The 24,674-nt window shown below is 69.2% G+C and carries 19 protein-coding genes; 8 read left to right on the top strand and 11 right to left on the bottom strand.

Features of this window, described 5'->3' with window-relative positions:
- Window position 1 precedes the first annotated feature (1 nt).
- Window positions 2–1,060: a uroporphyrinogen decarboxylase gene (hemE, locus tag TN53_RS20415; RefSeq protein ID WP_046260005.1), complete on the bottom strand. Its 1,059-nt coding sequence runs from the start codon at window positions 1,058–1,060 to the stop codon at window positions 2–4.
- Window positions 1,061–1,183: 123 nt separating this feature from the next.
- Between hemE and TN53_RS20410 the strand changes: the two genes are divergently transcribed.
- From TN53_RS20410 to TN53_RS20400, 3 genes are all read left to right on the top strand, one after another.
- Window positions 1,184–1,852 (top strand): DUF3000 domain-containing protein, encoded by a 669-nt coding sequence (locus TN53_RS20410; protein WP_095046610.1) that lies wholly within the window; start codon window positions 1,184–1,186, stop codon window positions 1,850–1,852.
- A gap of 244 nt (window positions 1,853–2,096) precedes the next feature.
- Window positions 2,097–2,759: a response regulator transcription factor gene (locus TN53_RS20405; protein ID WP_046260003.1), complete on the top strand. Its 663-nt coding sequence runs from the start codon at window positions 2,097–2,099 to the stop codon at window positions 2,757–2,759.
- A gap of 169 nt (window positions 2,760–2,928) precedes the next feature.
- Window positions 2,929–4,233 (top strand): ribonuclease D, encoded by a 1,305-nt coding sequence (locus TN53_RS20400; protein ID WP_095046609.1) that lies wholly within the window; start codon window positions 2,929–2,931, stop codon window positions 4,231–4,233.
- A gap of 4 nt (window positions 4,234–4,237) precedes the next feature.
- Here TN53_RS20400 and TN53_RS20395 read toward each other — a convergent pair whose 3' ends face one another.
- The 3 genes from TN53_RS20395 to TN53_RS20385 are packed head-to-tail and all read right to left on the bottom strand — an operon-like array spanning window position 4,238 to window position 7,335.
- On the bottom strand, window positions 4,238–5,068 hold the full coding sequence (locus tag TN53_RS20395) for a carbohydrate ABC transporter permease (protein WP_046260001.1): 831 nt from the start codon (window positions 5,066–5,068) through the stop codon (window positions 4,238–4,240).
- Window positions 5,065–6,018: a carbohydrate ABC transporter permease gene (locus TN53_RS20390; protein ID WP_046260000.1), complete on the bottom strand. Its 954-nt coding sequence runs from the start codon at window positions 6,016–6,018 to the stop codon at window positions 5,065–5,067. Before TN53_RS20390 ends, TN53_RS20395 begins: the two co-directional genes overlap by 4 nt.
- A 3-nt stretch (window positions 6,019–6,021) precedes the next feature.
- The gene (locus TN53_RS20385) at window positions 6,022–7,335 is read right to left on the bottom strand and encodes an extracellular solute-binding protein (RefSeq protein WP_046259999.1); all 1,314 of its coding nucleotides are present in this window, start codon (window positions 7,333–7,335) and stop codon (window positions 6,022–6,024) included.
- 161 nt (window positions 7,336–7,496) lie between these two features.
- Between TN53_RS20385 and TN53_RS20380 the strand changes: the two genes are divergently transcribed.
- The 4 genes from TN53_RS20380 to TN53_RS20365 all read left to right on the top strand — a co-directional run bounded on the left by TN53_RS20380 (window position 7,497) and on the right by TN53_RS20365 (window position 14,393).
- Window positions 7,497–9,875 carry a glycoside hydrolase family 2 protein gene (locus TN53_RS20380; protein ID WP_046259998.1) on the top strand — a complete coding sequence of 793 codons (2,379 nt, stop codon included), beginning with the start codon at window positions 7,497–7,499 and terminating at the stop codon, window positions 9,873–9,875.
- Complete coding sequence (locus TN53_RS20375; protein WP_046259997.1) at window positions 9,872–10,909, top strand: LacI family DNA-binding transcriptional regulator; 1,038 nt, start codon at window positions 9,872–9,874, stop codon at window positions 10,907–10,909. Before TN53_RS20380 ends, TN53_RS20375 begins: the two co-directional genes overlap by 4 nt.
- 122 nt (window positions 10,910–11,031) lie before the next feature.
- Complete coding sequence (locus tag TN53_RS20370) at window positions 11,032–12,258, top strand: thiolase family protein (protein ID WP_046259996.1); 1,227 nt, start codon at window positions 11,032–11,034, stop codon at window positions 12,256–12,258.
- Entirely contained in the window at window positions 12,255–14,393 is a 2,139-nt protein-coding gene (locus TN53_RS20365) for a 3-hydroxyacyl-CoA dehydrogenase NAD-binding domain-containing protein (RefSeq protein ID WP_046259995.1), read from the top strand. The genes TN53_RS20370 and TN53_RS20365 overlap by 4 nt, the downstream gene beginning before the upstream one ends.
- A 147-nt stretch (window positions 14,394–14,540) precedes the next feature.
- Here TN53_RS20365 and TN53_RS20360 read toward each other — a convergent pair whose 3' ends face one another.
- Window positions 14,541–15,560, bottom strand: coding sequence for a hypothetical protein (locus TN53_RS20360; protein ID WP_046259994.1), 1,020 nt, complete (start codon window positions 15,558–15,560; stop codon window positions 14,541–14,543).
- A gap of 107 nt (window positions 15,561–15,667) precedes the next feature.
- On the opposite strand from TN53_RS20360, the gene TN53_RS20355 reads away from it, so the two are divergent.
- On the top strand, window positions 15,668–16,039 hold the full coding sequence (locus tag TN53_RS20355; protein WP_046259993.1) for a hypothetical protein: 372 nt from the start codon (window positions 15,668–15,670) through the stop codon (window positions 16,037–16,039).
- A 6-nt stretch (window positions 16,040–16,045) separates the two neighbouring features.
- Here TN53_RS20355 and TN53_RS20350 read toward each other — a convergent pair whose 3' ends face one another.
- The 6 genes from TN53_RS20350 to TN53_RS20325 all read right to left on the bottom strand — a co-directional run bounded on the left by TN53_RS20350 (window position 16,046) and on the right by TN53_RS20325 (window position 24,637).
- Window positions 16,046–17,569 (bottom strand): amino acid permease, encoded by a 1,524-nt coding sequence (locus TN53_RS20350; RefSeq protein ID WP_046259992.1) that lies wholly within the window; start codon window positions 17,567–17,569, stop codon window positions 16,046–16,048.
- 142 nt (window positions 17,570–17,711) lie between these two features.
- The gene (gene dxs / locus TN53_RS20345) at window positions 17,712–19,631 is read right to left on the bottom strand and encodes a 1-deoxy-D-xylulose-5-phosphate synthase (RefSeq protein ID WP_046259991.1); all 1,920 of its coding nucleotides are present in this window, start codon (window positions 19,629–19,631) and stop codon (window positions 17,712–17,714) included.
- A 215-nt stretch (window positions 19,632–19,846) separates the two neighbouring features.
- A complete protein-coding gene (locus TN53_RS20340) occupies window positions 19,847–21,187 on the bottom strand; it encodes a sugar ABC transporter permease (RefSeq protein ID WP_046259990.1) in 1,341 nt (446 codons plus the stop codon).
- Complete coding sequence (locus TN53_RS20335; protein ID WP_046259989.1) at window positions 21,184–21,975, bottom strand: ATP-binding cassette domain-containing protein; 792 nt, start codon at window positions 21,973–21,975, stop codon at window positions 21,184–21,186. The genes TN53_RS20340 and TN53_RS20335 overlap by 4 nt, the downstream gene beginning before the upstream one ends.
- A 244-nt stretch (window positions 21,976–22,219) precedes the next feature.
- The gene (locus TN53_RS20330; RefSeq protein WP_046259988.1) at window positions 22,220–23,305 is read right to left on the bottom strand and encodes a sugar ABC transporter substrate-binding protein; all 1,086 of its coding nucleotides are present in this window, start codon (window positions 23,303–23,305) and stop codon (window positions 22,220–22,222) included.
- A gap of 132 nt (window positions 23,306–23,437) precedes the next feature.
- Entirely contained in the window at window positions 23,438–24,637 is a 1,200-nt protein-coding gene (locus TN53_RS20325; protein WP_046259987.1) for an ROK family transcriptional regulator, read from the bottom strand.
- Between the last annotated feature and the right edge of the window lie 37 nt (window positions 24,638–24,674).

The raw sequence follows: 24,674 nt of genomic DNA, 5'->3' as shown, positions 1-24,674 counted from the left end.
ATCAGTGGGCGGTCTGCGTGTGGACGTACTCCACGAGCCGGGTCAGCGCGTCCGGGTCGGTGGACGGCATGACGCCGTGGCCGAGGTTGAAGACATGGCCCTCGAGGTCCTTCGCCGTCTCCAGCACCTCACGGGTCTTGGCCTCGACGGCCTCCGTGCCGGCGAACAGGACGGTCGGGTCGAGGTTGCCCTGCAGCGCCTTGCCGGGGCCGATCCGGCGGACCGCCTCGTCGAGCGGGACGCGCCAGTCGACGCCGACGACGTCCGCGCCGGCCTCGCTCATCAGCCCGAGGAGCTCACCGGTGCCGACACCGAAGTGGATGCGCGGGACGCCGTACCCGGCGACCGCGTCGAAGACCTTGGCGGAGGCGGGCATCACCGAGCGGCGGTAGTCCACCGGGGCGAGGGCGCCGGCCCATGAGTCGAACAGCTGGACCGCCGAGGCGCCCGCCTCGATCTGCACCTTCAGGAAGGCGGCCGTGATCTCCGCGAGACGGTCGAGCAGGTCGGCCCAGAGCTCGGGGTCGCCGTACATCATCGCCTTGGCGTTCTCGTACGTCCGCGACGGACCGCCCTCGACGAGGTAACTCGCAAGGGTGAAAGGTGCGCCCGCGAAACCGATCAGCGGGGTGGCGCCGAGCTCGCGGGTCAGCAGGCCGATCGCTTCGGTGACGTAGGAGACGTCCTCGGGGGTGAGGTCACGGAGCTGGGCCAGGTCGGCGCGGGTGCGGATCGGCTTCTCGACGACCGGGCCGACGCCGGGCCTGATGTCGAGGTCGATGCCGATGGCCTTGAGCGGGACGACGATGTCGCTGAAGTAGATCGCCGCGTCCACGTCGTGCCGGCGCACCGGCTGGAGGGTGATCTCGGTGACCAGGTCGGGCCGCATGCAGGACTCGAGCATCCCGACGCCCTCGCGGACCTTGCGGTACTCCGGCAGTGAGCGCCCGGCCTGCCGCATGAACCACACCGGGGTGTGCGGCACGGGCTCGCGCCTGCAGGCCTTGAGGAAGGCGGAATCGTACGTGGCGGTCGGCGGCTGGCTCTCGTTGGCACTCACGGGGGAAAGTCTCGCACGGTGCCAGGAGCGGTTCTCCACGCCGGTCGGCATCTGCGACGGCCCCCTCGCCGGGCCACGGGGTGTCTGGCCCGCGCCGAGCCATGGTTCCCCTAATCTTCCCGCATGGCTGCGGCTCAGGGACGACTGTCGGACGGCGCTGGCGGGATGGACGACGCGAAGGAGGGGGACCGGAATGCGAGCAGTGACGCTCCGCCACTCTTCCGGGCCGCCGTCGATGCACTGAGGGCGGCCCGGCTGCGACCGCAGATCGAGGTGGAGGCGACGCGCGCGCCGCAGCGGCTCGCGCCCTTCGCGTACGCGCTGGAGGCCGCGGTCGTCGACGGCGACCAGGACCTGGCCGACGGCCGGCTGGTGCTGCTGCACGACCCGGACGGCCATGACGCCTGGCGGGGCACGTTCCGGCTGGTGACGCTGGTGCGCGCGGAGCTGGAGCCGGAGATGGCGGCGGACCCTCTGCTGCCCGACGTGTGCTGGTCATGGCTGACGGGTGCGCTCCAGGCGCGTGGTCTGGCGTGCGGTGAGCCGAGCGGCACGGTCACGCGTGCGAGCTCCCACTACTTCGGTGGCCTCGCCGAGCGTCCTGCCGCCTCCCAGATCGAGATCCGGGCGTCCTGGACGCCTCGTGAGGGCCTGGGCGGCGTACCGGACACGGCGGGTCATCTGGTGGCCTGGTGCGATCTGCTGGCCCAGGTCGCGGGCCTGCCGCCGGCCGGTCCTGGCGACGCGTCGGTGGTGACGCTGCCGCAGCGGCGGGGACCGCAGTCCCGCTGACACCCCCATAGGTGTGGTCTTCGCGTCGCCTTTTGACGCCCTTTTTGACATCACTTTGTCGATACGGCCACTTTCAGTCGCGAACGAGCCCTCGAACGAACCGATTCGCTCACCGAACGATCGACCGCCTGTCCGAATTGCACGGATTGTTACTCACTAGATCGTGATCTTTCTCTAAAGGCCTACGGGTTTGATGCCGAAGACGTCTGTGACCTCACAGCCGTCCCCCATCCCAGGAGGCCTGGTGTCCGTTCTCCTCGAGCAGCCCGCAAGCCTGGTCGCCTACCGCCCGAACAAGCCGACCGCGATGGTGGTCGTGGCCGACCCGCGCGTCCGCTCCACCGTCACCCGCCACCTCTGGGCGCTCGGTGTACGCGATGTCATCGAGGCCTCGTCCGTCGCCGAGGCCCGTCCCCGTATCGGCAACCCCCGTGACATCTGCGTCGCCGACGTCCACCTGCCCGACGGCTCCGGCCTGACCCTCCTGTCGGAGACCCGCGCCGCGGGCTGGCCCAACGGCCTCGCCCTCTCCGCGGCCGACGACATCGGCGCCGTGCGCAACGCCCTCGCGGGCGGCGTCAAGGGCTACGTCGTCACCGGCACCCGTACCAACGTCGGGCTCCCCTCCCGACCGGGCGCCGCGCCCATCGGCTCCCGTGCCGCCGGAATGCACCGCCGCCCCCCGGGTGCCCCGAGCCACCCGGGCGGCTACCGCGAGCTCTCCGGGCGCGAGGTCGAGGTGCTGCGACTGGTCGCGGAGGGCCAGTCCAACAAGGCCATCGGCGTCTCGATGGGCCTGTCCGCGCTGACCGTCAAGAGCCACCTCGCCCGCATCGCCCGCAAGCTGGGCACCGGTGACCGCGCCGGAATGGTCGCGGTGGCCCTGCGGACGGGCATCATCCACTGACCTTCCACCATTCACGGACGTGAACCGGATCAGTCCTGGGTCCGGGAGCACGCCCCCGATCGGTCGTGAACCCGAAGATTCACCGACCTGACTGGTTTACGACCCTCAAGCGCCCGTCGACGGAACGTTCCGTCGGCGGGCGCTGTCCATACACAGATACCCTTGACATGTGACCGACGCCCAAGAGACCGCAGCAGACAGCTCACTGCGAACCACCGGAGGCGCCCCTCCGGACGACGGCGGATCTTCTGTTACGGGGGCGCCCGAACCCGAACCGGGTCCAGAGCCGATTCCTTTGCTCGAACCGCGCGAGGGCATCCCGCCCGTGGTCGCCGACGAGGACACGCTCGCCCGGGTGATCGCCGCGTTCACGGCCGGCTCCGGACCCGTCGCCGTCGACGCCGAACGCGCGTCCGGCTATCGCTACGGACAGCGCGCCTACCTGGTCCAGCTGCGCCGCGAGGGCGCGGGGAGCGCGCTGATCGACCCCGTGGCCTGTCCCGACCTGTCCGGGCTCGGCGAGGCGCTCTCCGGCGTGGAGTGGGTGCTGCACGCCGCCACACAGGACCTTCCGTGCCTGCGCGAGATAGGTATGGTGCCCACCTCCCTCTTCGACACCGAGCTCGCCGGACGGCTCGCCGGGTTCCCCCGGGTCGGCCTCGGCGCGATGGTCGAGGGCGTCCTGGGCTTCGTACTCGAAAAGGGACACTCCGCGGTCGACTGGTCGACCCGTCCGCTGCCCGAGCCGTGGCTGCGCTACGCGGCGCTGGACGTGGAGCTCCTCGTCGACCTGCGGGACGCGCTGGAGAAGGAGCTGGACCGGCAGGGGAAGCTGGAGTGGGCGCGGCAGGAGTTCGACGCGATCGCGGCCGCGCCGCCTGCCGAGCCGCGCAAGGATCCCTGGCGTCGGACGTCCGGGATGCACAAGGTGCGCCGGCGTCGGCAGTTGGCCGTGGTGCGGGAGCTCTGGCAGACGCGGGACCGGATCGCTCAGCGGCGGGATGTGTCGCCGGGCAAGGTGTTGTCCGACCTGGCCATCGTGGAGGCGGCGTTGTCGCTTCCGGCCGACGCTCAGGCCCTTGCCGCGTTGAACGGGTTCGGGCAGCGGATGGGCCGGCGGCAGCTGGAGCAGTGGCAGGCGGCGGTGGATCGGGCCAAGGGGCTGACCGAGGCGCAGTTGCCTGCGCCTGGGCAGCCGGTCACCGGGCCGCCGCCGCCGCGTGCCTGGGCCGACAAGGATCCTGCCGCCGCGGCTCGGTTGTCCGCGGCTCGGGCCGGGGTTTCCGCGCTGGCCGAGCGGCTCAACATGCCTCAGGAGAACCTGATCACTCCGGACACGGTTCGGCGGGTCTGCTGGGAGCCGCCGAAGGGGGTCGACGCGGATTCGGTGGGGGCCGCCCTGGCCGGGTACGGGGCTCGGCCCTGGCAGGTTGAGCTTGTCACTCCGGTTCTTGTGAGTGCCTTGTCCGCCTAGTCGCTCACCTCGTCGCTCCTCGCATGAAGCCGTTGTAGATGAAGCGTTGCAGGCTCAGGAAGACCACCAGCGTCGGCAGGATCACCAGCACCGCTCCTGCCGAGATGACCTCCCAGTGCGCCGCGTACGGGCCTCGGAAGCGGAAGAGGGACGTCGAGATCACGCCAAGATCTTCCGATGGCATATAGAGGAAGGGGATGTAGAAGTCGTTGTATACGGTGATCCCCTTCACGATCACCACCGTCGCGATCGCGGGCTTCAGCAGCGGGAAGATGATCCGCCAGTAGATGGTGAACGTGTTGGCCCCGTCCAGGCGGGCCGATTCGTCCAGGGAGATCGGGATCGACCGGACGAACTGCAGGAAGATGTAGATCGAGACGATGTCCGTGCCCATGTAGAGCGCGATCGGCGCCCACAGGGTGTCGAACATGCCGAAGCTGTTGACGATCTGGAAGGTCGCCACCTGCGTCGTGACGCCGGGAACCAGCGCGGCGACGAGGAAGAGCGCCACCACCAGCTTGCGGAAGCGGAAGGTGAAGCGGTCGATGGCGTAGGCGGTCATCGAGCCGATGAGGACCGTGCCGCCGATCGAGATCAGCAGGATGATCGCCGTGTTGGCGAAGGCGGAGAGCATCTCGCCGTCCCGGAAGGCCGACGCGTAGTTGCCGAAGTTCAGCAGGTTGTCGGGCAGACTCAGGGCCCCGCTCGAATTCGCCATCTCCGTCTCCGACTTGAGGGAGGTCAGGAGGACGACGACCAGCGGGAGCAGGACCACCACGGTCGCGGCGATCAGGGACAGGTACACGAGGGTGCGGGACACCGCGTGGCGTGTCATACGAGATCCACCTTGTCGTCGGGCACGAGGCGCCGCTGGACCCAGGTCACCAGCAGGATGATCAGCAACAGGACCACCGCGGCGGCCGAGGCGAGGCCCGTCTTGTTGAAGCGGAAGGCCAGGTTCACCGTCTGGATCACGAAGGTCTCGGTGCCGGTGGCGCCGCCGGTCATGATGTACGGGATCTCGAAGGCCGAGAGCGAGCCGGAGATCGAGAGGATGACCGTCAGGGTCAGCACCGGTTTGATGCCCGGCGCGATGATGTAGCGGAACTGGTGCCAGCGGTTCGCGCCGTCCAGTTCGGCCGCCTCGTACAGCTCCCCCGGGATCGACTGGATCGCGCCCAGGAACAGGACGAAGTTCAGGCCCAGATAGCGCCACATCGAGACGCCGGCGAGCGAGGTGTTCGCGGAGACCGGGGTGCCGAGCCAGGCGTGGTCGGTCTTCACTCCGAAGAGGCTCAGGACCGAGTCGAGGGTGCCGCCGTCCTGGAAGAAGTACAGGAAGACGAAGCCGATCGCCACCCCGTTGATGAGATACGGGAAGAACAGCACGCCCTTGAAGAAGTTCCGGAAGCGGATGTTGAAGCTCAGGATCGTCGCGAAGTAGAGCGCGGCGACGATCTGCAGGGCGGAGGCGGCCAGGTAGTAGCCGCTGACCCAGAAGACCTCGAAGAGTTCCGGGCGGGTGAAGATCTCCTCGTAGTTCCCGACGCCCGTGTAGTGCAGTTCCGGGCTCACACCGTCCCAGTCGGTGAGGCTGTACGCCACCATGTTGGCGATCGGCGCGTAGGTGAAGGTGATCAGCAGGGCGAGCGGGGCCAGCAGGAAGAGCCACGGGGTGACCCCCCGCCACACGCGGTGTCTGCGTGCGGCGGGGGCCGGGACGGGGGCGGCCGGTGCCGCCCCCGTGGCGGTCTTCACTGCCGCCTTCGAAGTGGTGTCCGTCATCGGTCAGGACCCCGCGGCCTTCTGGGCGTCCGTCCAGCGCTCGCTGAGGTCGGCGAGGAAGTCGTCGAGGCTGCCCTTGCGCGCGCCCCGGGCCAGGTCGACCAGGTTCTGGCGGTACTCGGGGGCGTAGATGCCGACCTCCGAGGTGTTGTCGATCTGCTTGACCTCGGCGCCCTTGGCGTCGTCCACCTCGATGAGCTCGACGCCCGCCTCCTCGTACGGCTTCAGGACCTCGGGCATGGAGGCGTCCTTGAGCGGGGAGATGGCCAGGTTGTCCTCGACGTAGCTCGACTTGTCGGTGAACCAGTCGATCCAGGCGCGGGCCGCTTCCTTGTGCTTCGAGTGGACGTTGACGGCCTGGTTGTAGTCCGGGGCGACGGTCGCGCAGTACTTGCCGTTCGTCTGCGACGGGAAGGGCATGAAACCGATGTCGTCGGGGTCGACCCCGGCCTTCTTGGCGGCGTCCTGGAACTGGACGATGGCCCAGGTGCCCAGCCACTGTGTCGCGATCTCGCCCTTCGCGGTCCGGGGCTTGGACTCCTCCCAGTTGCTCGTCGTGGGATCCTTCTCGATGAGGCCCGACTTCACGATGTCGTGGAGCAGGGTGTCGCCGACGCGCAGGTCGGCGCCCTTCGCCCACGGGTCGCCCTCGGCCAGTTTCGTGGTCGCCTGCGGGTCGCAGTGCACGGCGCCGTCGACGTACGTCCACGAGGTGAGCGTCCAGCCGGCCGAGAAGTTGGTGTAGTACGGGATGGCGTCGGTCTTGGACTTGATGGCCTTGAGGCCTTCGAGGAACTCGGCCGGGGTGGTGGGCCATTCGGTGACCCCGGCCTCCTTCCAGATGCGCTTGTTGTAGACGAACCCGGGCATCACGCCGACCGGGCTCTGGCCGTAGACCTTGCCGTTGACCGTGGTGAAGTCGGTGAAGCGGTACTTCTTGGCGCGCTCGGCCCGGGTACCGAGCGAGGCGAAGAACTTCGGGTAGTCGGCCTTCTTGATGACCGCGGGGATCAGCAGGACGTCGCCGTAGTTCTCCGTGTTCATACGGATCTTGACTTCGGCCTCGTAGTTGGTGAGGGCCTCGAACTCGACCTTGACCTTCGGGTAGGTCTTGTTGAACTCGGCGGCGTACCTCTTCATCGTGCCGTCCTGCACGAGGTCGGTCCGCACGGTGAGGACCTTGATGGTTCCGGTGACCTTTGACGGGTCGTCAGCTGCCTTTGCGTCGGCGCCTTTCGTGGAGCCTCCGGTGCCGGTGCACCCCGGAATGAGCAGGGCGGCTCCCACGGCCAGGGCCAGGACTGTACGGCGGTTCATGTGCGTCAGCTCCGTTCTTGGGACGGACGAGCACGAGCGGGTTGGCTGGTTCCGAACTCTGACAACGTTTTCTTAACCGGTAAAGTCCCTATCTCGCCAACGATGCCAAACTGTTTCCCTCGCTTCTCGGCAACTGGACTTGAACGGTTTAGGGAGTGCGCATGCTTCAGGACACACCGCTCAGCGAGGGATGGATCCTGCGGCACGAGGGAGGCGAACTCCCCGCCGCGGTGCCGGGCTGCGTGCACACCGACCTGCTGGCGGCGGGGGTGATCCCGGACCCCTTTCTCGGGCGGAACGAGACCGAGGTGGCGTGGGTGGGGCGGCGGGAGTGGACCTACGAGACGGAGCTGCGGGCCGGCTCGGGGCACTCGGCTCATGAGCAGACCGACCTGGTCTTCGAGGGTCTCGACACCGCCGCCGAAGTCCGTCTGGACGGGCGGCTGTTGGGGCGGACACGGAACATGCACCGCTCGTACCGCTTCGATGTGACCGGCCTCGAAGGGCGGCTGTCGGTGCGGTTCGCCTCCGCCTATGCCGAGGCCGAGGCGGTGCGCGGGAAGCTCGGGGAGCGGCCGGCCACGTACCGCGAGCCGTTCCAGTACATCCGCAAGATGGCCTGCTCCTTCGGTTGGGACTGGGGGCCTACCCTGGTGACGGCCGGGATCTGGCGGCCGGCGCGGCTCGAGCACTGGTCGACGGCCCGGATCGCGCGGGTGCGGCCGCTGGTGACCGTTGACGTTGACGTCGAAAGCTGTCTGGGTGTCGTGGAGTTGGCCGTCGAGGTCGAGCGGACCCGGGTCGAGGCGTCGCTCGCCGTTCGGGCGACGGTGGGCGGGGTACGGGTGCGCGCTTCGCTCGACGGGGCGAGTGGGGTCGTACGGCTCGAAGTGCCCGACGCGCGGCTGTGGTGGCCGCGTGGGTACGGCGAACAGCCGCTGTACGACGTCGAGTTGACCTTGCTGCACGGAGATGACGTGCTGGATGTGTGGCGTCGGCGGGTCGGATTCCGCACGGTGGAGCTGGACCGGTCGGCTGATGAGCACGGCACCGGCTTCACCTTTGTCGTCAACGGTGAGCGGCTCTTCGCGCGGGGCGTCAACTGGATCCCCGACGATGTGTTCCCGTCGCGGATCACGCGGGAGCGGTATCGGGAGCGGCTGGCGCAGGCCGTCGGGGCGGGGGTGGACCTCGTCCGGATCTGGGGCGGCGGGATCTACGAGAGCGCGGACTTCTACGACGCCTGCGACGAGTTGGGGCTGCTGGTCTGGCAGGACTTCCCGTTCGCGTGCGCGGCCTATCCGGAGGAGCAGCCGCTGCGGGGCGAGGTGGAGGCCGAGGCGCGGGAGAACGTCGTACGGCTGATGCCGCATCCCTCGCTGGTGCTGTGGAACGGCAACAACGAGAACCTGTGGGGGTTCAGGGACTGGGGCTGGGAGGAGCGGCTCGCCGGGGACTCCTGGGGTGAGGGGTACTACCTGGGCGTACTGCCGCGCGTGGTGGCCGAGTTGGATCCGACGCGGCCGTACACGGCGGGGAGTCCGTGGTCCGGGTCGTGGGAGCGGCATCCGAACGATCCGGCGCATGGGACGCATCACTCGTGGGAGGTGTGGAACCGGGAGGACTACGCGGAGTACCGGCGTGAAGTACCCCGGTTCATGGCCGAGTTCGGATGGCAGGCGCCGCCCGCCTACGCCACGTTGCGACGGGCGCTGCCGGGTGAGGAGCTGGTGCCGGACTCCCCCGGGATGCTGCACCACCAGAAGGCCGACGACGGGAACGGGAAGCTGCGGCGCGGGCTGGAGCGCCATTTCACCTATCCCGAGGCGGACTTCGACCGGTGGCACTACCTCACGCAGGTCAACCAGGCGCGGGCCGTGGCCACCGGGATCGAGCACTGGCGGTCCCACTGGCCGGTGTGCGCGGGGACGGTCGTGTGGCAGCTCAACGACTGCTGGCCGGTGACGTCGTGGGCGGCGATCGACGGGGACGGGCGGGAGAAGCCGCTCTATCACGAGCTGCGGAGGCTGTACGCGGATCGGTTGCTGACGGTTCAGGGGCGAGCCGTGGCCGCCGTCAATCAGGGCCCGCGCGCGTGGACGGGTGCGGTGCGGCTGCGGCGGATGTCGGTCGAGGGGGCGGTGATCGGCGAGGCGAGTGTGGAGTTCACCGCCGGAGCACGGACCGTGGCGCTCATCGACCTGCCGGGGGAGCTGGAGCCGGTCGGCGCCAAGGAGTTCCTGGTCGCGGACGCGGACGGGCTGCGGGCGCTGCACTTTCCGGCGCCGGACCGCGAAATCCCGTACCCGCGGCCGGATTTCGACGTCTCGGTCGCGCCGGGCTCGGTGACGGTGACGGCCCGGAGTCTCGTACGGGATCTGCTCCTTCAGGCCGACCGGCTGGATCCGCAGGCGCGGGCCGACCGGGGGCTGGTGACGCTGCTGCCCGGTGAGCAGGTGACCATCGGGGTCAGCGGCTGGAAGACTCCCGATCCGGACGCCGCCCGATCCGCCCTGTACTGCCTGGAGCCCAGCCGATGACAGCCCAACCGGCCTCTCGCGTCACCATCAAGGACGTCGCCGCGCGTGCCGGCGTGTCCAAGGGTGCGGTGTCGCTCGCGTTCAACCACAAGCCGGGGTTGTCGGAGACGACCCGGGACCGGATCTTCAAGGCCGCGCGGGAGCTGGGCTGGGCGCCGAACCTCACCGCGCGGACGCTGGCCGGGTCGCGGGTGGACGTGGTGGGGCTCGCGATCTGCCGGCCGGCGCGGCTGCTGGGCCTGGAGCCCTTCTACATGGAGTTCATCTCGGGCGTGGAGAGCGTGCTGACCGAGCATTCGTGTTCCCTGCTGCTGCGGCTCGTGCGGAACATGGAGGAGGAGGTCGGGATCCAGGAGTCGTGGTGGCGGGGGCGGCAGATCGGCGGGGCGATCCTCGTCGACTTCCGGCCCGACGACCCTCGGGTGGCGTCGGCCGAGCGGCTCGGGATGCCGGTGGTCGCGGTCGGGGATCCCTCGCTCACCGGGAGCCTGACGTCCGTGTGGACCGACGACGCCACCGCCGTGACGGAGGCGGTGCGGTATCTGGCGGCGCTGGGGCATCGGCGGATCGCCCGGGTCGGGGGTGCGGCGGCGCTCGGGCACACCGCGGTGCGTACGGCCGCCTTCGACGAGGCGGCGCGGACGCTGGAGCTGGCCGGGGCGTGGCAGGTGACGACCGACTACTCGGGCGAGGCGGGGGCGCGGGCGACGCGGTCCATGCTGGCCGCCGACGCGGCGGATCGGCCTACGGCGATCGTGTACGACAACGACATCATGGCGGTGGCCGGTCTTTCGGTCGCCGCCGAGATGGGGCTCTCCGTCCCCGGCGACGTCTCGCTGCTCGCCTGGGACGACTCCCAGCTGTGCCGGCTGACCCATCCCACGCTGTCCGCGATGAGCCATGACGTGCACGGATTCGGTGCGGAGGCGGCCCGGACGCTGTTCGGAGTGATCACGGGCGAGGGGCCGGGATCACATCCTGTGCCCACCCCGACCCTCACCCCACGCGGCTCGACCGCTCCCCCGCGGATGTGACCTTCGCCGCTCCCCCCTCCAGGACTGTGCAGCTACGTTACCCACAAGTAGCATGGGCCTGAGCGCGCGCTCAGCGCTTGTGCAGTGCAGCAGTGCCATCCCGCATCTGGAGGAGAGCCATCGTGCCTCGTACCGTCAGGGACGTCGTCTTCGTCGACGGCGTCCGCACCCCGTTCGGCAAGGCGGGCCCGAAGGGCATCTACCACGAGACCCGCGCCGACGACCTCGTCGTGAAGGCGATCCGGGAGCTGCTGCGCCGCAACCCGGGTCTCGACCCGAAGAAGATCGACGAGGTCGCCATCGCCGCGACCACGCAGATCGGTGACCAGGGTCTGACGATCGGCCGCACGGCCGGCATCCTCGCCGGTCTGCCGCAGTCGGTGCCCGGCTACTCGATCGACCGTATGTGTGCCGGCGCCCTGACCGCCGTCACCGCGGTCGCCGGTTCGGTCGCCTTCGGTGCGTACGACATCGCCATCGCCGGTGGCGTCGAGCACATGGGCCGCCACCCCATGGGCGAGGGCGTGGACCCGAACCCGCGCTTCGTCTCCGAGAAGCTGGTCGACGAGTCGGCGCTGTTCATGGGCATGACCGCCGAGAACCTGCACGACCGCTACCCGCAGATCACCAAGCAGCGCGCCGACGAGTACGCCGTGCGCTCGCAGGAGAAGGCCGCCAAGGCGTACGCCAACGGCAAGATCCAGGCCGACCTGGTCCCGATCTCCGTACGCCGTACCAACCCGGAGGCCGGTGAGACGGGCTGGGGCCTGGTCACCGCCGACGAGCCGATGCGCCCGGGCACGACGCTGGAGAACCTGTCCGGCCTCAAGACGCCGTTCCGCGTCCACGGCCGCGTCACCGCGGGCAACGCCGCCGGTCTCAACGACGGTGCCACCGCCTCGCTCATCGCGTCCGAGGACTTCGCCCGCGAGAACAACCTGCCGGTGAAGATGCGCCTCGTCTCCTACTCCTTCGTGGGTGTGGAGCCGGAGGTCATGGGCTACGGCCCGATCCCGGCCACCGAGAAGGCCCTCGCGCAGGCGGGGCTGTCGATCTCCGACATCGGTCTGTTCGAGATCAACGAGGCCTTCGCCATCCAGGTCCTCGCCTTCCTCGACCACTACGGCATCGCGGACGACGACGCGCGCGTCAACCAGTACGGCGGCGCGATCGCCTTCGGTCACCCGCTGGCCTCCTCGGGCGTGCGTCTCATGACGCAGCTGGCCCGTCAGTTCGAGGAGCAGCCGGAGGTCCGTTACGGCCTCACCACCATGTGCGTCGGCTTCGGCATGGGCGCCACGGTGATCTGGGAGAACCCGAACCACAAGGACGCCGGAGGCGACAAGTGAGCACCACCGCTGAGCTTCTGAAGGGTGCGGCCGAGCTGTTCCCCGACGAGGTCGTGACGTCCGCGCACGTACGCCACCTCGACCTGCCGTTCGGCGCCGGGCGCTTCGCGCTCATCACGCTGGACAACGGCTTCGACCACACCAAGCCGACCACCTTCGGCCCGCAGTCGCTGGCGAACCTCGACGCCGCGATCGACCAGGTCGAGGCGGAGGCCGCGGCCGGCGACATCGTCGGCGTCGGCATCACCGGCAAGCCGTTCATCTTCGCCGTCGGCGCCGACCTCAAGGGCGTCGAGCTGCTCAAGGAGCACAAGGACGCGCTCGCCATCGGCAAGGGCGGCCACGAGGTCTTCAAGCGCCTCGCCGGCATCGCGGTCCCGACCTTCGCGTACTACAACGGTGCCGCGATGGGCGGTGGCGTCGAGGTCGGTCTGCACTGCGAGTACCGCACGGTGTCCAAGGCGCTCCCCGCCTTCTCGCTCCCCGAGGTCTTCCTCGGTCTGGTGCCCGGCTGGGGCGGCTGCACGATCCTGCCGAACCTGATCGGCGCCGACAAGGCCGTCTCGGTGATCATCGAGAACAGCCTCAACCAGAACAAGCAGCTCAAGGGCAGCCAGGTCTTCGACCTCGGCATCGCCGACGCCCTGTTCGAGGGCGCGGACTTCCTGGAGCAGTCGCTGATCTGGACCGCCCAGGTGCTGAAGGGCGACGTCAAGGTCGAGCGTCCCGTGATCGACCGCGGTGAGGCCTGGGACCAGGCCGTCGCGCGCGGCCGGTTCATCGCCGACTCCAAGGTGCACGGCGCGGCCCCGGCCGCCTACCGTGCCCTGGACATCATCGCCGCCGCCAAGAACGGCGACCTCCAGCAGGGCTACGACGCCGAGGATGTCGCCCTCGCCGACCTGATCATGGGTGGCGAACTGCGCTCCGGCATCTACGCCTTCAACCTGGTGCAGAAGCGCGCCAAGCGTCCCGCGGGTGCGCCGGACAAGTCGCTGGCCCGCCCGGTCACCAAGGTCGGTGTCGTCGGCGCCGGTCTGATGGCCTCCCAGCTCGCCCTGCTCTTCCTGCGCCGCCTGGAGGTACCGGTCGTCCTGACCGACATCGACCAGGAGCGTGTCGACAAGGGTGTGGGCTACGTCCACGCCGAGATCGAGAAGCTGCTCGGCAAGGGCCGTATCAACCAGGACAAGGCCAACCGCCTCAAGGCCCTGGTCACCGGTGTGCTGGACAAGGCGGAGGGGTTCTCCGACGCCGACTTCGTCATCGAGGCCGTCTTCGAGGAGATCGGCGTCAAGCAGCAGGTGTTCGCGGAGGTCGAGGCGGTCGCCCCGGCGCACGCCGTCTTCGCCACCAACACCTCCTCCCTCTCCGTCTCGGAGATGGCGTCGAAGCTCAAGAACCCCGAGCGGGTCGTGGGCTTCCACTTCTTCAACCCGGTCGCGATCCTGCCGCTCCTGGAGATCGTCCGCGGCGAGCAGACCGACGACGCCTCGCTGGCCACGGCGTTCGCCGTCGCCAAGAAGCTGAAGAAGACCGCGGTCCTCACCAAGGACGCCCCGGCGTTCGTCGTGAACCGCATCCTCACCCGCTTCATGGGCGAGATCCAGAACGTCATCGACGAGGGCACCTCCGTCGAGGTCGCGGAGAAGGCAGTGGAGCCGCTGGGTCTGCCGATGTCGCCGCTGGTCCTGCTTGAGCTGGTCGGTCCCGCCATCGGTCTGCACGTCTCCGAGACCCTCAACCGGGCCTTCCCGGAGCGGTTCACGGTCTCCCCGAACCTCGCGGCCGTCGTCAAGGCGGGCAAGCGCGGCTTCTACGTGTACTCCGCAGAGAACGGTTTCAAGCCGGAGCTGGACCCCGAGGTCGCGGCGCTGCTCAAGCAGGGCGACTCCGTCCTCACCGAGGAGCAGGTCCGCGAGCGCGTTCTCGACGCCGTCGCCCAGGAGATCGGGCTCATGCTCGACGAGGGTGTCGTCGCCGAGGCGCAGGACATCGACCTCTGCCTGATCACGGGCGCGGGCTGGCCCTTCCACCTGGGTGGCATCACGCCGTACCTGGACCGCGAGGGTGTCTCCGAGCGGGTGAACGGGAAGAAGTTCCTGGCGCCGGGCGTGGCGAGCGTCCCTGCGTAAGCGCTCCGCTGTGAACGCCGAGTGCCCCGTATGCCGTTTCGGTGTGCGGGGCACCGGCGTTTTTCGCCCCCGCCGCCCCTACCCTTCCCGCCCCTGGGGGCTGCGCCCCCAGACCCCCCGAAAAGATTGCGCAGTTCCCCGCGCCCCTTAAACGGTTCGCCACGCCTCCAGCGCCAGGCCCGGCTCGTCCTTGCGTCGTGTGAACAGGAGTTGGCCGCTCGCCGGGGACGACGTTGCCGCCACCACCGCACCGTTCTCGTCCGTCGTCAGTGACACCCCCGCGTCCGCGGGGAGCGCCGGGCCCGACTCCGTCCACCATGCGCCCGCCGACTCCTGCTCGGTCGGGTACGCGGCGAAAGCCACCCGGCCGCTCGCCGAGCGTTGGGCGAGCAATGTGCAGTCGTGGCCGTCGAGTTCGCAGCGGACGGCGGAGACCGGGCCGGGGCCGGCCGAGGCGAGGAGGGCGAGGGGTTTGCCGCCGGGGCGCCAGGCGCACACGTCGCCGGAGTCGTCGGTGTAGAAGAGGGTGGTGTGCTGCGGGGAGGTCGACAGGGCGCGGAGGGTGCCCGGGCGGACCGGGGTCTCCAGCTCCTCCGTCAGGGCGGGTTGAGCGCCCGGCTTCTCCTGGCGCCAGTACAGGACACCGCCGGGAACGGCCGCGTACAGCTCCACGCCCCCCGTCTCGCCCGTCACCGCCGCCAGGTCCTCCTGTACGTCACTCCCCTTGAGGTCCCGCCACGGGTCCCAGCCGCCCTTCTCCTTCTGGGCGACCATGCCGACCCCGCCGCCCTTGTTGCGGACGAAGACATGGGCGCGGCCCTGGGCGTCGACCGCGACGGCGGGCGTGCCGGTGCGGTCGCCCGTCTTGTTGGGGTGGCCGATGGGCGTCCAGTCGAGGGCGGCGAGGCGTGGGCGGAAGTGTGTGGAGTGCACGAGCCCGGACTCGCCGGGTTTGGTGGGCCGCCAGGAGACGAGATGGGCGTAGCCGTCGCCGCCCTGGCCGATCGCGAGGTCCGGGCGGAGTTTCTGGTCGCCGCCGACCTTGCGCGGTGCCGCTTCCCAGGGGCCGCCGGGCCCTTGCTCGGCCCGGCACAGTACGGACTCGCCGGACGGCAGATAGACACTGAGCCGGCCGTCGCGGCCGCGGAGGAGCCAGTCGCCGTTCACCTGTTCACTCTATGCGTGGCCCCTTGAGCCCTGCCCTGTCACCCCCCGGGTGCGGGCCGCCTGCCGCCGGCTTCGACGGGACGCCCGCCGCCTGACACCCTGGCCCCATGAACGCCGAAGCCCCGCTGCTCGTGATCGTCGATGCCGCCAACGTCGTCGGGTCGGTGCCCGACGGCTGGTGGCGGGACCGGCGGGGGGCGGCGGAGCGGTTGCGGGACCGGCTGGCGGCGGACGGGGTACCGGGGCACGACGGGCCGGTGGAGCTCCTGCTCGTGGTCGAGGGGGCCGCCCGGGGTGTGGAGTCCGTGCCCGGTGTACGGGTCGACGCGGCGCCCGGCAGCGGGGACGACCGGATGGTCGAGCTGGTCGCCGAGGCGGCGGGGCGCCGCGTTCTGGTCGTCACCGCGGATCGTGAACTGCGGCGGCGCGTCACGGAGTTGGGGGCGGAGGTGGCGGGTCCGCGCACCGTCCGCCCTTGAACAGGGCTACTGCGCGCCGCCGTTCGGCGGCTTGACGACCTGGCCGACCGTCGTCTCCTCCTCCCGTCCGAGACGGCTGTGGGAGCGGCCGTAGAGGAAGTACACGACGAAGCCGAGGACCATCCAGATCGCGAACCGCAGCCAGGTCTCGGTCGGCAGGTTCAGCATCAGCCACAGCGAGGCGAGCACCGACAGGATCGGCAGGACCGGTACCCACGGGGTGTGGAAGGCGCGGTGCAGGTCGGGGCGGGTGCGACGCAGGATGATCACGCCGATCGCCACGACGACGAACGCGAACAGGGTGCCGATGTTGACCAGTTCGGCGAGCTCGCTCAGCGGTGTGAAGCCCGCGACGATCGCGATGATCACGCCGAGCAGGATCGTCGGCCGGTGCGGGGTCCTGAACCGCGGGTGGACGTGGGAGAAGAACCGCGGCAGCAGTCCGTCTCGGCTCATCGCGAAGAACACCCGGGTCTGGCCGAGCAGCAGGATCATGCAGACCGTCGTCAGGCCGACCGCGGCGCCGAAGCTGATGAAGCCCGCGAACCAGGGATGCCCGGTGGCCTTGAAGGCGTCGGCGAGCGGTGCCGTGATGGAGAGTTCGGTGTAGTGCTGCATGCCGGTCACCACGATCGACACGGCGACGTAGAGCACCGTGCAGATGATCAGGGACCCCAGGATGCCGCGGGGCATGTCCCGTTGCGGGTTCCTGGTCTCCTCGGCGGCCGTGGCCACGACGTCGAAGCCGATGAAGGCGAAGAAGACGACGGAGGCGGCGGTGAAGATGCCCATCACTCCGAAGTTGGAGGGCGCCCAGCCGAACATCAGCTGGATCAGCGGCGACTGGAGACTGTCACCGGCCGGCACGTCCTGCGCCTTGGGGACGAACGGGTCGTAGTTGTCGCCCTTGATGAAGAAGGCGCCCGCGATGATCACGGTCAGGACGACCGTCACCTTGATGGCGACGACGAGCGAGGTGACCCGGGCGGAGAGCTTGGTGCCGAGGACGAGGATGCCGGTGAGCACCAGGACCAGCGCGGCGGCGAGGATGTCGAAGCCGAAGCCGTCGGCGCCGTCCCGGCCGCTGAGCGCCTCCGGCAGATGCCAGCCCGCGTTGTCCAGCAGCGAGGCGATGTACCCGGACCAGCCGACGGCCACCACCGCCGTGCCGAGCGCGAACTCCAGGACCAGGTCCCAGCCGATGATCCAGGCGGGCAGTTCCCCGAGGGAGGCGTACGAGAAGGTGTACGCGGAGCCGGCCACCGGGACGGTGGAGGCGAACTCGGCGTAGCAGAGCGCGGCGAGCGCGCAGACGACGCCGGCCACGACGAAGGCCAGGGCGACGGCGGGGCCGGCGTTGTTCCTGGCCACCGTGCCGGTGAGGACGAAGATGCCGGTGCCGATGATGACACCGACGCCGAAGACCGTCAGATCGAGCGCCGACAGGGATTTCTTCAGCGCGTGTTCCGGCTCCTCGGTATCGAGGATGGACTGCTCGACTCTCTTCGTCCGGAAGAGTGTGCTGCTCACGGGCGTACCTCCCACGCTGTGTCGTCCTCGACATGATCGAGAGGGGGCGTACTGCGTATGCCCCGGCGCGTGGTGATTCACGCAAATGGGCCGGTTCCACCACCCTTCGCGGTGGTGGAACCGGCCCATCCGGTCGTAGGGGTCAGTCGCGCGCGGGCTCCGGTTCGGCCGCCGCGCTGCCGTACTTGCCGTCCAGCCTGGAGACCAGACCGGTGACCTGACGGGCGATGTCCGGGGCGGTCAGACCGATCTCCGCCATGACCTCGGCGCGGGAGGCGTGGTCGAGGAAGCGCGGCGGGATGCCGAAGTCGCGCAGCGGGACATCGACGCCGGCATCGCGCAGGGCCTGGGCGATCGCCGAACCGACGCCGCCGACACGGGAGTTGTCCTCGACGGTGACGACGACGCGGTGGCGCTCGGCGAGCGGGGCCATGGCCTCGTCGACGGGCTTGACCCAGCGCGGGTCGACGACGGTGGTGGTGATGCCCTGCTTGTCGAGGAGGCCAGCGATGTCCAGGCACATCGGGGCGAGGGCGCCCACGGAGACGAGGAGTACGTCCGGGGTGTCGGTGCCGGGCTCGCGCAGGACGTCCATGCCGCCGACGCGACCCACGGCGGGGACGGCGGGGCCTACGGCGCCCTTGGAGAACCGTACGACGGTCGGCGCGTCGTCGACCTGCACGGCCTCGCGCAGCTGCGCCCGCACCTGGTCGGCGTCGCGGGGCGCGGCGAGCCGCAGTCCCGGGACGACCTGGAGGATCGACATGTCCCACATGCCGTTGTGGGAGGCGCCGTCGGTGCCGGTGACGCCGGCCCGGTCGAGGACGAACGTCACACCGCACTTGTGCAGGGCGACGTCCATCAGGACCTGGTCGAAGGCGCGGTTGAGGAAGGTCGCGTAGACGGCGAAGACGGGGTGCACTCCCCCGGTCGCGAGGCCCGCCGCGGAGACGGCGGCGTGCTGCTCGGCGATGCCGACGTCGTAGACCCGCTCGGGGAACTTCTTGGCGAACCTGTCGAGGCCGACCGGCTGGAGCATGGCGGCGGTGATGGCGACGATGTCGTCCCGCTCCTCGCCGAGCCTGACCATCTCCTCGCCGAAGACGGAGGTCCAGTCGGCGCCGGAGGAGGCGATCGGCAGGCCCGTGTCGGGGTGGATCTTGCCGACGGCGTGGAAGCGGTCGGCCTCGTCCTGGAGGGCGGGCTGGTAGCCGCGGCCCTTCTCGGTGAGGACATGGACGATCACCGGGCCGCCGAACCGCTTGGCGCGGGCCAGGGCGGACTCCATGGCCTCGATGTCGTGGCCGTCGATGGGGCCGACGTACTTGAGGCCGAGGTCCTCGAACATGCCCTGCGGGGCGATGAAGTCCTTCAGGCCCTTCTTGGCGCCGTGCAGGGTCTCGTAGAGCGGCTTGCCGACGACCGGGGTGCGCTCCAGGAGGTCCTTGCCGCGGGCCAGGAAGCGCTCGTAGCCGTCGGTGGTGCGCAGGGTCGCCAGGTGGTTGGCGAGGCCGCCGATGGTCGGCGCGTAGGACCGCTCGTTGTCGTTGACGACGATGACCAGGGGCCGGTCCTTGGCGTCGGCGATGTTGTTCAGCGCCTCCCAGGCCATGCCGCCGGTGAGGGCGCCGTCTCCGATCACGGCGACCACGTGGTCGTCGCGTTTCTGGATCTGGTTGGCCTTCGCGAGCCCGTCGGCCCAGCCGAGGACGGTCGAGGCGTGGCTGTTCTCGATGACGTCGTGCTCGGACTCGGCCTGCGAGGGGTAGCCGGAGAGGCCGCCCTTCATCTTCAGCTTCGAGAAGTCCTGGCGGCCGGTGAGCAGCTTGTGGACGTAGGACTGGTGTCCGGTGTCCCAGAGGACCTTGTCCTTCGGCGAGTCGAAGACACGGTGCAGGGCGATGGTGAGCTCGACCACGCCGAGGTTCGGGCCGAGGTGGCCGCCGGTCTTGGAGACGGCGTCGACGAGGAAGGTCCGGATCTCCTCTGCCAGCTGGTCCAGCTGCTCCAGGCTGAGCCGGTCCAGATCGCGCGGTCCCCTGATGCGGGTCAGCAGCGGCACCCGTGCCTCCTTGCAGTAGAGCTGTTGCCGGGCTTGTCGAGTCTAATGTTCCGTCTTTGCGGACGAGACTCGGGCGGTGGGTGATACGTCACGCGATCGGCTGTACCCAAAATCACCCGGTACTACAACGCCGAGAAGGGGCGCGGGGAACTGCGCGACCAGCCACGAGGGACCGGTACCCGCAAGTTCACCCACGCCCCTGCGGCGCTTGGGCGCTAGCCGCGTCCCGCCGCCTTCTGGCTCTTGCGGGAGACGGAGTCGATGACGACCGCACCGAGCAGCACGCCGCCGGTGATCATGTACTGGATCGACGTGTTCATGTTCAGCAGGTCAAGACCGGTCTGGATCGACTGGATGACCAGCATGCCCAGCAGCGCCGACCACACCGTGCCACGGCCGCCGAACAGCGACGTACCACCGATGACCGCGGCCGCGATGGCCAGCATCAGCGTGTTGCCGCCACCCGCGTTCAGCGTCGCGGACGCCGTCTGGCCGGCGAAGAACATACCGCCGATCGCGGCGAAGCCACCCGCGATGGCGAACACCGAGATCCGGATCGCCGCCACGTTGATACCGGCACGGCGCGCCGCCTCGATACCGCCACCGACCGCGAAGACCTTGCGGCCGAACGTGGTGCGACGCAGCACGAAGTCCACGATCACCAGCGCGGCGAGGAAGATCACCAGGGAGTTGGAGACACCCGCGGCGTTGTTCAGCACGGCCGCGGCGGCGAAGGACGCCACGGCGAGGAGACCGACGCGCAGCAGGATCTCGCTGGTCGGACGGAACGGCACGTTCGCGGCCTTGCGGCGGCGCTGTTCCATCAGCGAGCCCACGAGCATGGACGCCACACCGAGACCCGCCAGCAGGTAGGCACCGATGATGGCCTGGTCCATGAAGAAGGAGCCCTGCCCGAGGATGTGGACCGGGCCGCTGTCGTCCGGGATGTTGATCGTGCCGCTGTCGCCCAGCAGCCACAGCATCAGACCGTTCCAGCCGAGGAAGCCGGCCAGGGTCACGACGAACGCCGGCACACCGATCTTGGCGAAGAACCAGCCGTGCAGGACACCGATGCCGACACCGGTCAGGATGGCCAGGACGAGGGCCAGCCACTCGTTCATGCCGTGGGTGACCACGAACACCGCGAAGATCGTGGAGGCGAGGCCGCTCACCGAGCCGACGGACAGGTCGATCTCACCGAGCAGCAGCACGAACACCAGGCCGATGGCGAGCATGCCGGTGGCCGACAGGAAGTAGCTGATGCTGGACAGGTTGTCCGCGCTCAGGAACAGGTCGTTCTTCAGCTGGAAGATCGTCCAGATGACGATGAGGCCGACGACGACGGGCAGCTGGCCGAGCTCGCCGCCCCTGACCTTGCGCTTGAACTCGGTCCAGTAACCCTTGAAGCCCTCTTCGCGGATCAGCAGACGCGGGTCGACGACGACGACCGGCGCGGCCGTGGGGTCGTCGGCGGGCGCGACGGTGGTCTGTCCCTCCACCACGCCGGCAGTCTTTGCTGTCTTTTCGGCGTTCTCGGTCTTCGACGTGTCGCTCACTTTGCCGCCTCCGTGCTGCGACGCCCCGCACGACGGGTCACGGCGTTCTCCGTGGCACCCGTGATGGCGGCGATGATCTCTTCGTGGGTGGTGTCCTTCACGGAGAAGGAGCCGTTGTTCTTACCCAGGCGCAGCACGGCGACGGTGTCGGCGACAGCCTTCACGTCGGCCATGTTGTGGCTGATGAGGATGACGCCGAGGTTGCGCTCGCGCAGCCGCTCGACGAGGTCGAGGACCTGTGCGGTCTGCTCGACACCGAGGGCGGCGGTGGGCTCGTCGAGGATGACGACCTTGGGGTCACCGATGAGGGCACGCGCGATGGCGACGACCTGGCGCTGACCGCCGGAGAGGCTCGCGATCGGGATGCGCACGCTCGGGATGCGGATGGAGAGCGTGGACAGCAGCTCGCGGGCCTTCTGCTCCATCGTGACCTCGTCGATGACGCCGCGGTGCAGCAGCTCGCGTCCGAGGTAGAGGTTGCCGACCACGTCGAGGTTGTCGCACAGCGCGAGGTCCTGGTAGACCGTCGCGACGCCGAGTCCCTGGGCGTCGTGCGGCTTGTTGATGCTGACCGGCTTGCCGTCCCACTCGATGACGCCCTCATCGATGGGGTGGACTCCGGCGATCGTCTTGACCAGCGTGGACTTTCCTGCGCCGTTGTCGCCGACCAGGGCGACCACTTCTCCGGCGTGGACCTCCAGCTCGACATCGGTGAGTGCCTGCACAGCACCGAATCGCTTGGAAACTCCGCGCAACGCCAGCACGGGCGTAGCGGACACGTGAACCATCTCCTTCGCCGCCTGACCGGCGGGGATGCCGCGCTTGGGGTAAGGCGCGGAGGGGGATGCCGAAGGGGGCACCGACTTACTGATGAACTTGCGCGCAGCCCGTGCTTGTTGGCAACGGGCGCGTTCGCCATGCTTCCGTCCGGCGCCCGTCCCGCAGCGGGGTATGAAGGCGGGGCGGGCGCCGGAGGGGGCTGTACCTGCCAGGAGGGCGTGCCGGATCAAAGGCACGCCCTCGGGGCGGTGACTACTGCAGACCGGCCTTCTTGCACGCGGCGGCGTACTCGGCGGTGCAGATCTGGTCCACGGTGTACAGCTTGTCCTTGATCACCGTGTCCTTGATGTTGTCGACGGTGACGGAGACCGGGGTCAGCAGCTGCGACGGAACCTTGTCGCCGGAGCCGTTGGTCATGGTCGTCGTGGCGAGGGAGTCGATGCTCTTGCCCTCGAGCAGGTTGACCGCGAGCTGGGCGGCGGCGTCGGCCTCCGGCTTGAAGGCCTTGTAGACCGTGCTGGACTGCGTACCGGCGACGATGCGCTGGATACCGGCGAGCTCGGCGTCCTGACCCGTCAGCGGGATACCGGAGATGCCGGCGCCCTTGAGGGTGGTGGCGATACCACCGGCCATACCGTCGTTGGCGGCGTAGACGCCCGCGATGTTCTTCTTGCCGAGCTGGGTGATGGCCGCCTTCATCTTCTGCGCGGCGACCGAGTCCTTCCACAGGCCGGACTGCTCGTAGGCGATCTTGACCTTGCCGTCGAGGACGCTGTGGGCGCCCTCCTTGAAGAGCGCGGCGTTCGGGTCGGCGTCGTCACCGTTGATCATGACGACGTTGGCCTTGGGGGTCGCCTTGGCGCCGAGGGAGTCGAGGAGGGCCTGGCCCTGGAGCTCGCCGACCTTCTTGTTGTCGAAGGAGACGTACGCGGAGACCGGGCCCTGGGCCAGACGGTCGTACGCGATGACCTTGACGCCCTTCTTCACCGCGGCGTCGATCGAGGACTTGATCGCGGCCGAGTCCTGGGCGGAGACGACGATGACCTTCACGCCCTTGGTCACCATGGTGCTGACCTGCTGGGCCTGCTTGGCGGCGTCGGCGCCGGCGTTGTTGTAGGAGACGGTGCAGTCGTCGCACAGCTCCTTGACCTTGGCCTCGAAGAACGGCCGGTCGAACTGCTCGTAACGCGTGGTGACACTGTCGGGCAGGAGCAGGCCGATCGACTTGTTGTCGGAGCCGCTGCCGCCGCTGTCGTTGTCGTCGTCTCCGGCCTTGCCACAGGCGGCGGCGGAGAGAGCAAGAGCCGAGACCAGAACGGGCACGGCCGCACGACGCATAAGCGTGTTCACTTTGAAACCTCCCTGACGAGGCCGCGTCGTTGCGGCCGAGGTGGCTGGAAGTCAACTCGGCCGTACGTGCGACGTCAAGAAGTAAATACTTAACGGGTTGGCAACGGCGGGTTTCGTTCTCTAAGTGAAGGCAGGGGCTGCTGCATGCAGCGTGCCGTCCAAAAGGGTCGAATCGCCCATCTCGCTAAGTGCGAGAGCGAGCGCTCCGAGCACCTCCGCACGGCCCCCAAGTGCCCCCGGAAGAACGGAGAGTTGACGTGCCGCGCTAGGGATGGCGTACCGGCCCACGGACTCCCTGATGGGGCCGAGCACCAGCTCACCGGCCTCGGCGAGATCACCGCCCAGGACCACCCTGCTCGGGTTCAGGAGATTGCAGAGATTGGCTACTCCACTGCCGATGTGTCGGCCGACGTCGGCGATCACCCGACGGCAGCCTGGGTCTCCGTCCCTGGCCAGCCGTACGACGCCTTCCATCGTCAGGTCGGTGCCGTGACTGGACTGGAGGAGCGGCAGCACATAACGCGCGGCCGCGAAGGTCTCCAGGCAGCCACGGTTTCCACAGCGGCAGACCGGGCCGGACTCATCAAGAGTAATATGCCCGATTTCTCCCGCTGTGCCACCCGGGCCCCGGTAGATCTTGCCGCTGATGACCAGACCTGCGCCGACACCACTGGCGACCTTGATGTACGCCAGGTCTCTGGCGCCTCTGCCGGCGCCCCAGACCATCTCGCCGAGGGCGCCCAGGTTGGCGTCGTTGTCGACGTGCACGGGGACGCCCAGACGGCCTCCCAGCTCCTCGGCGGGCTTGGTGCCGATCCACCCCGGCAGGATCGCGGAGGAGCCCAGGGAACCGGACTCCACATCGATCGGGCCGGGGACACCGAGACCCACCCCGGCGATCTTGGAGCGGTCGACGCCGGTCGCCGCGATCAGGCGGTTGACCAGCTCTTCCGCCCGGTCGAAGCCCTGCGTCGAGGAGGCGTCCACGTCCAGCGGCTCGGACTCCTCGGCCAGCACCTGGTGGGCGAGGTTGCCGACCGCGACCCGTAGGTGCGTATGGCCGAAATCGACGCCGATCACAATGCCGGCGTCCCCGCTGAGCGAGACGCTGCGGGCCCGCCGGCCACCCGCCGAAGTGGGCGTGACCTCGACGGTTCCGCCGTCCTTGAGCTCACGGACGATATTGGAGACGGTGGCCGCGGACAGACCGGTGGTCCGGGCGATCTCCGCCTGGGTGAGCGACCCGGCCAGCCGGACGGCCCGGACGACCCGTTCCAGGTTGGCTCGGTGCAGTGACGACTGCGACCCCGGAGTCTCCACGACGACCTCCTGCGCGCGGGACCGCTTCTATGAGGCC

Source organism: Streptomyces sp. WM6386 (assembly GCF_000972385.1).
Classification (GTDB): domain Bacteria; phylum Actinomycetota; class Actinomycetes; order Streptomycetales; family Streptomycetaceae; genus Streptomyces.
This window is presented reverse-complemented; position numbering and strand designations above follow the sequence as displayed.

Excerpts from the sequence above, each read along its gene's own strand:
- TN53_RS20410 (WP_095046610.1), top strand. The coding sequence starts at position 1,184 with ATGGCTGCGGCTCAGGGACGACTGTCGGACGGCGCTGGCGGGATGGAC.
- TN53_RS20395 (WP_046260001.1), bottom strand. The coding sequence starts at position 5,068 with ATGACACGCCACGCGGTGTCCCGCACCCTCGTGTACCTGTCCCTGATC.
- TN53_RS20390 (WP_046260000.1), bottom strand. The coding sequence starts at position 6,018 with ATGACGGACACCACTTCGAAGGCGGCAGTGAAGACCGCCACGGGGGCG.
- TN53_RS20385 (WP_046259999.1), bottom strand. The coding sequence starts at position 7,335 with ATGAACCGCCGTACAGTCCTGGCCCTGGCCGTGGGAGCCGCCCTGCTC.
- TN53_RS20380 (WP_046259998.1), top strand. The coding sequence starts at position 7,497 with ATGCTTCAGGACACACCGCTCAGCGAGGGATGGATCCTGCGGCACGAG.
- TN53_RS20375 (WP_046259997.1), top strand. The coding sequence starts at position 9,872 with ATGACAGCCCAACCGGCCTCTCGCGTCACCATCAAGGACGTCGCCGCG.
- TN53_RS20355 (WP_046259993.1), top strand. The coding sequence starts at position 15,668 with ATGAACGCCGAAGCCCCGCTGCTCGTGATCGTCGATGCCGCCAACGTC.
- TN53_RS20335 (WP_046259989.1), bottom strand. The coding sequence starts at position 21,975 with ATGGTTCACGTGTCCGCTACGCCCGTGCTGGCGTTGCGCGGAGTTTCC.
- TN53_RS20330 (WP_046259988.1), bottom strand. The coding sequence starts at position 23,305 with ATGCGTCGTGCGGCCGTGCCCGTTCTGGTCTCGGCTCTTGCTCTCTCC.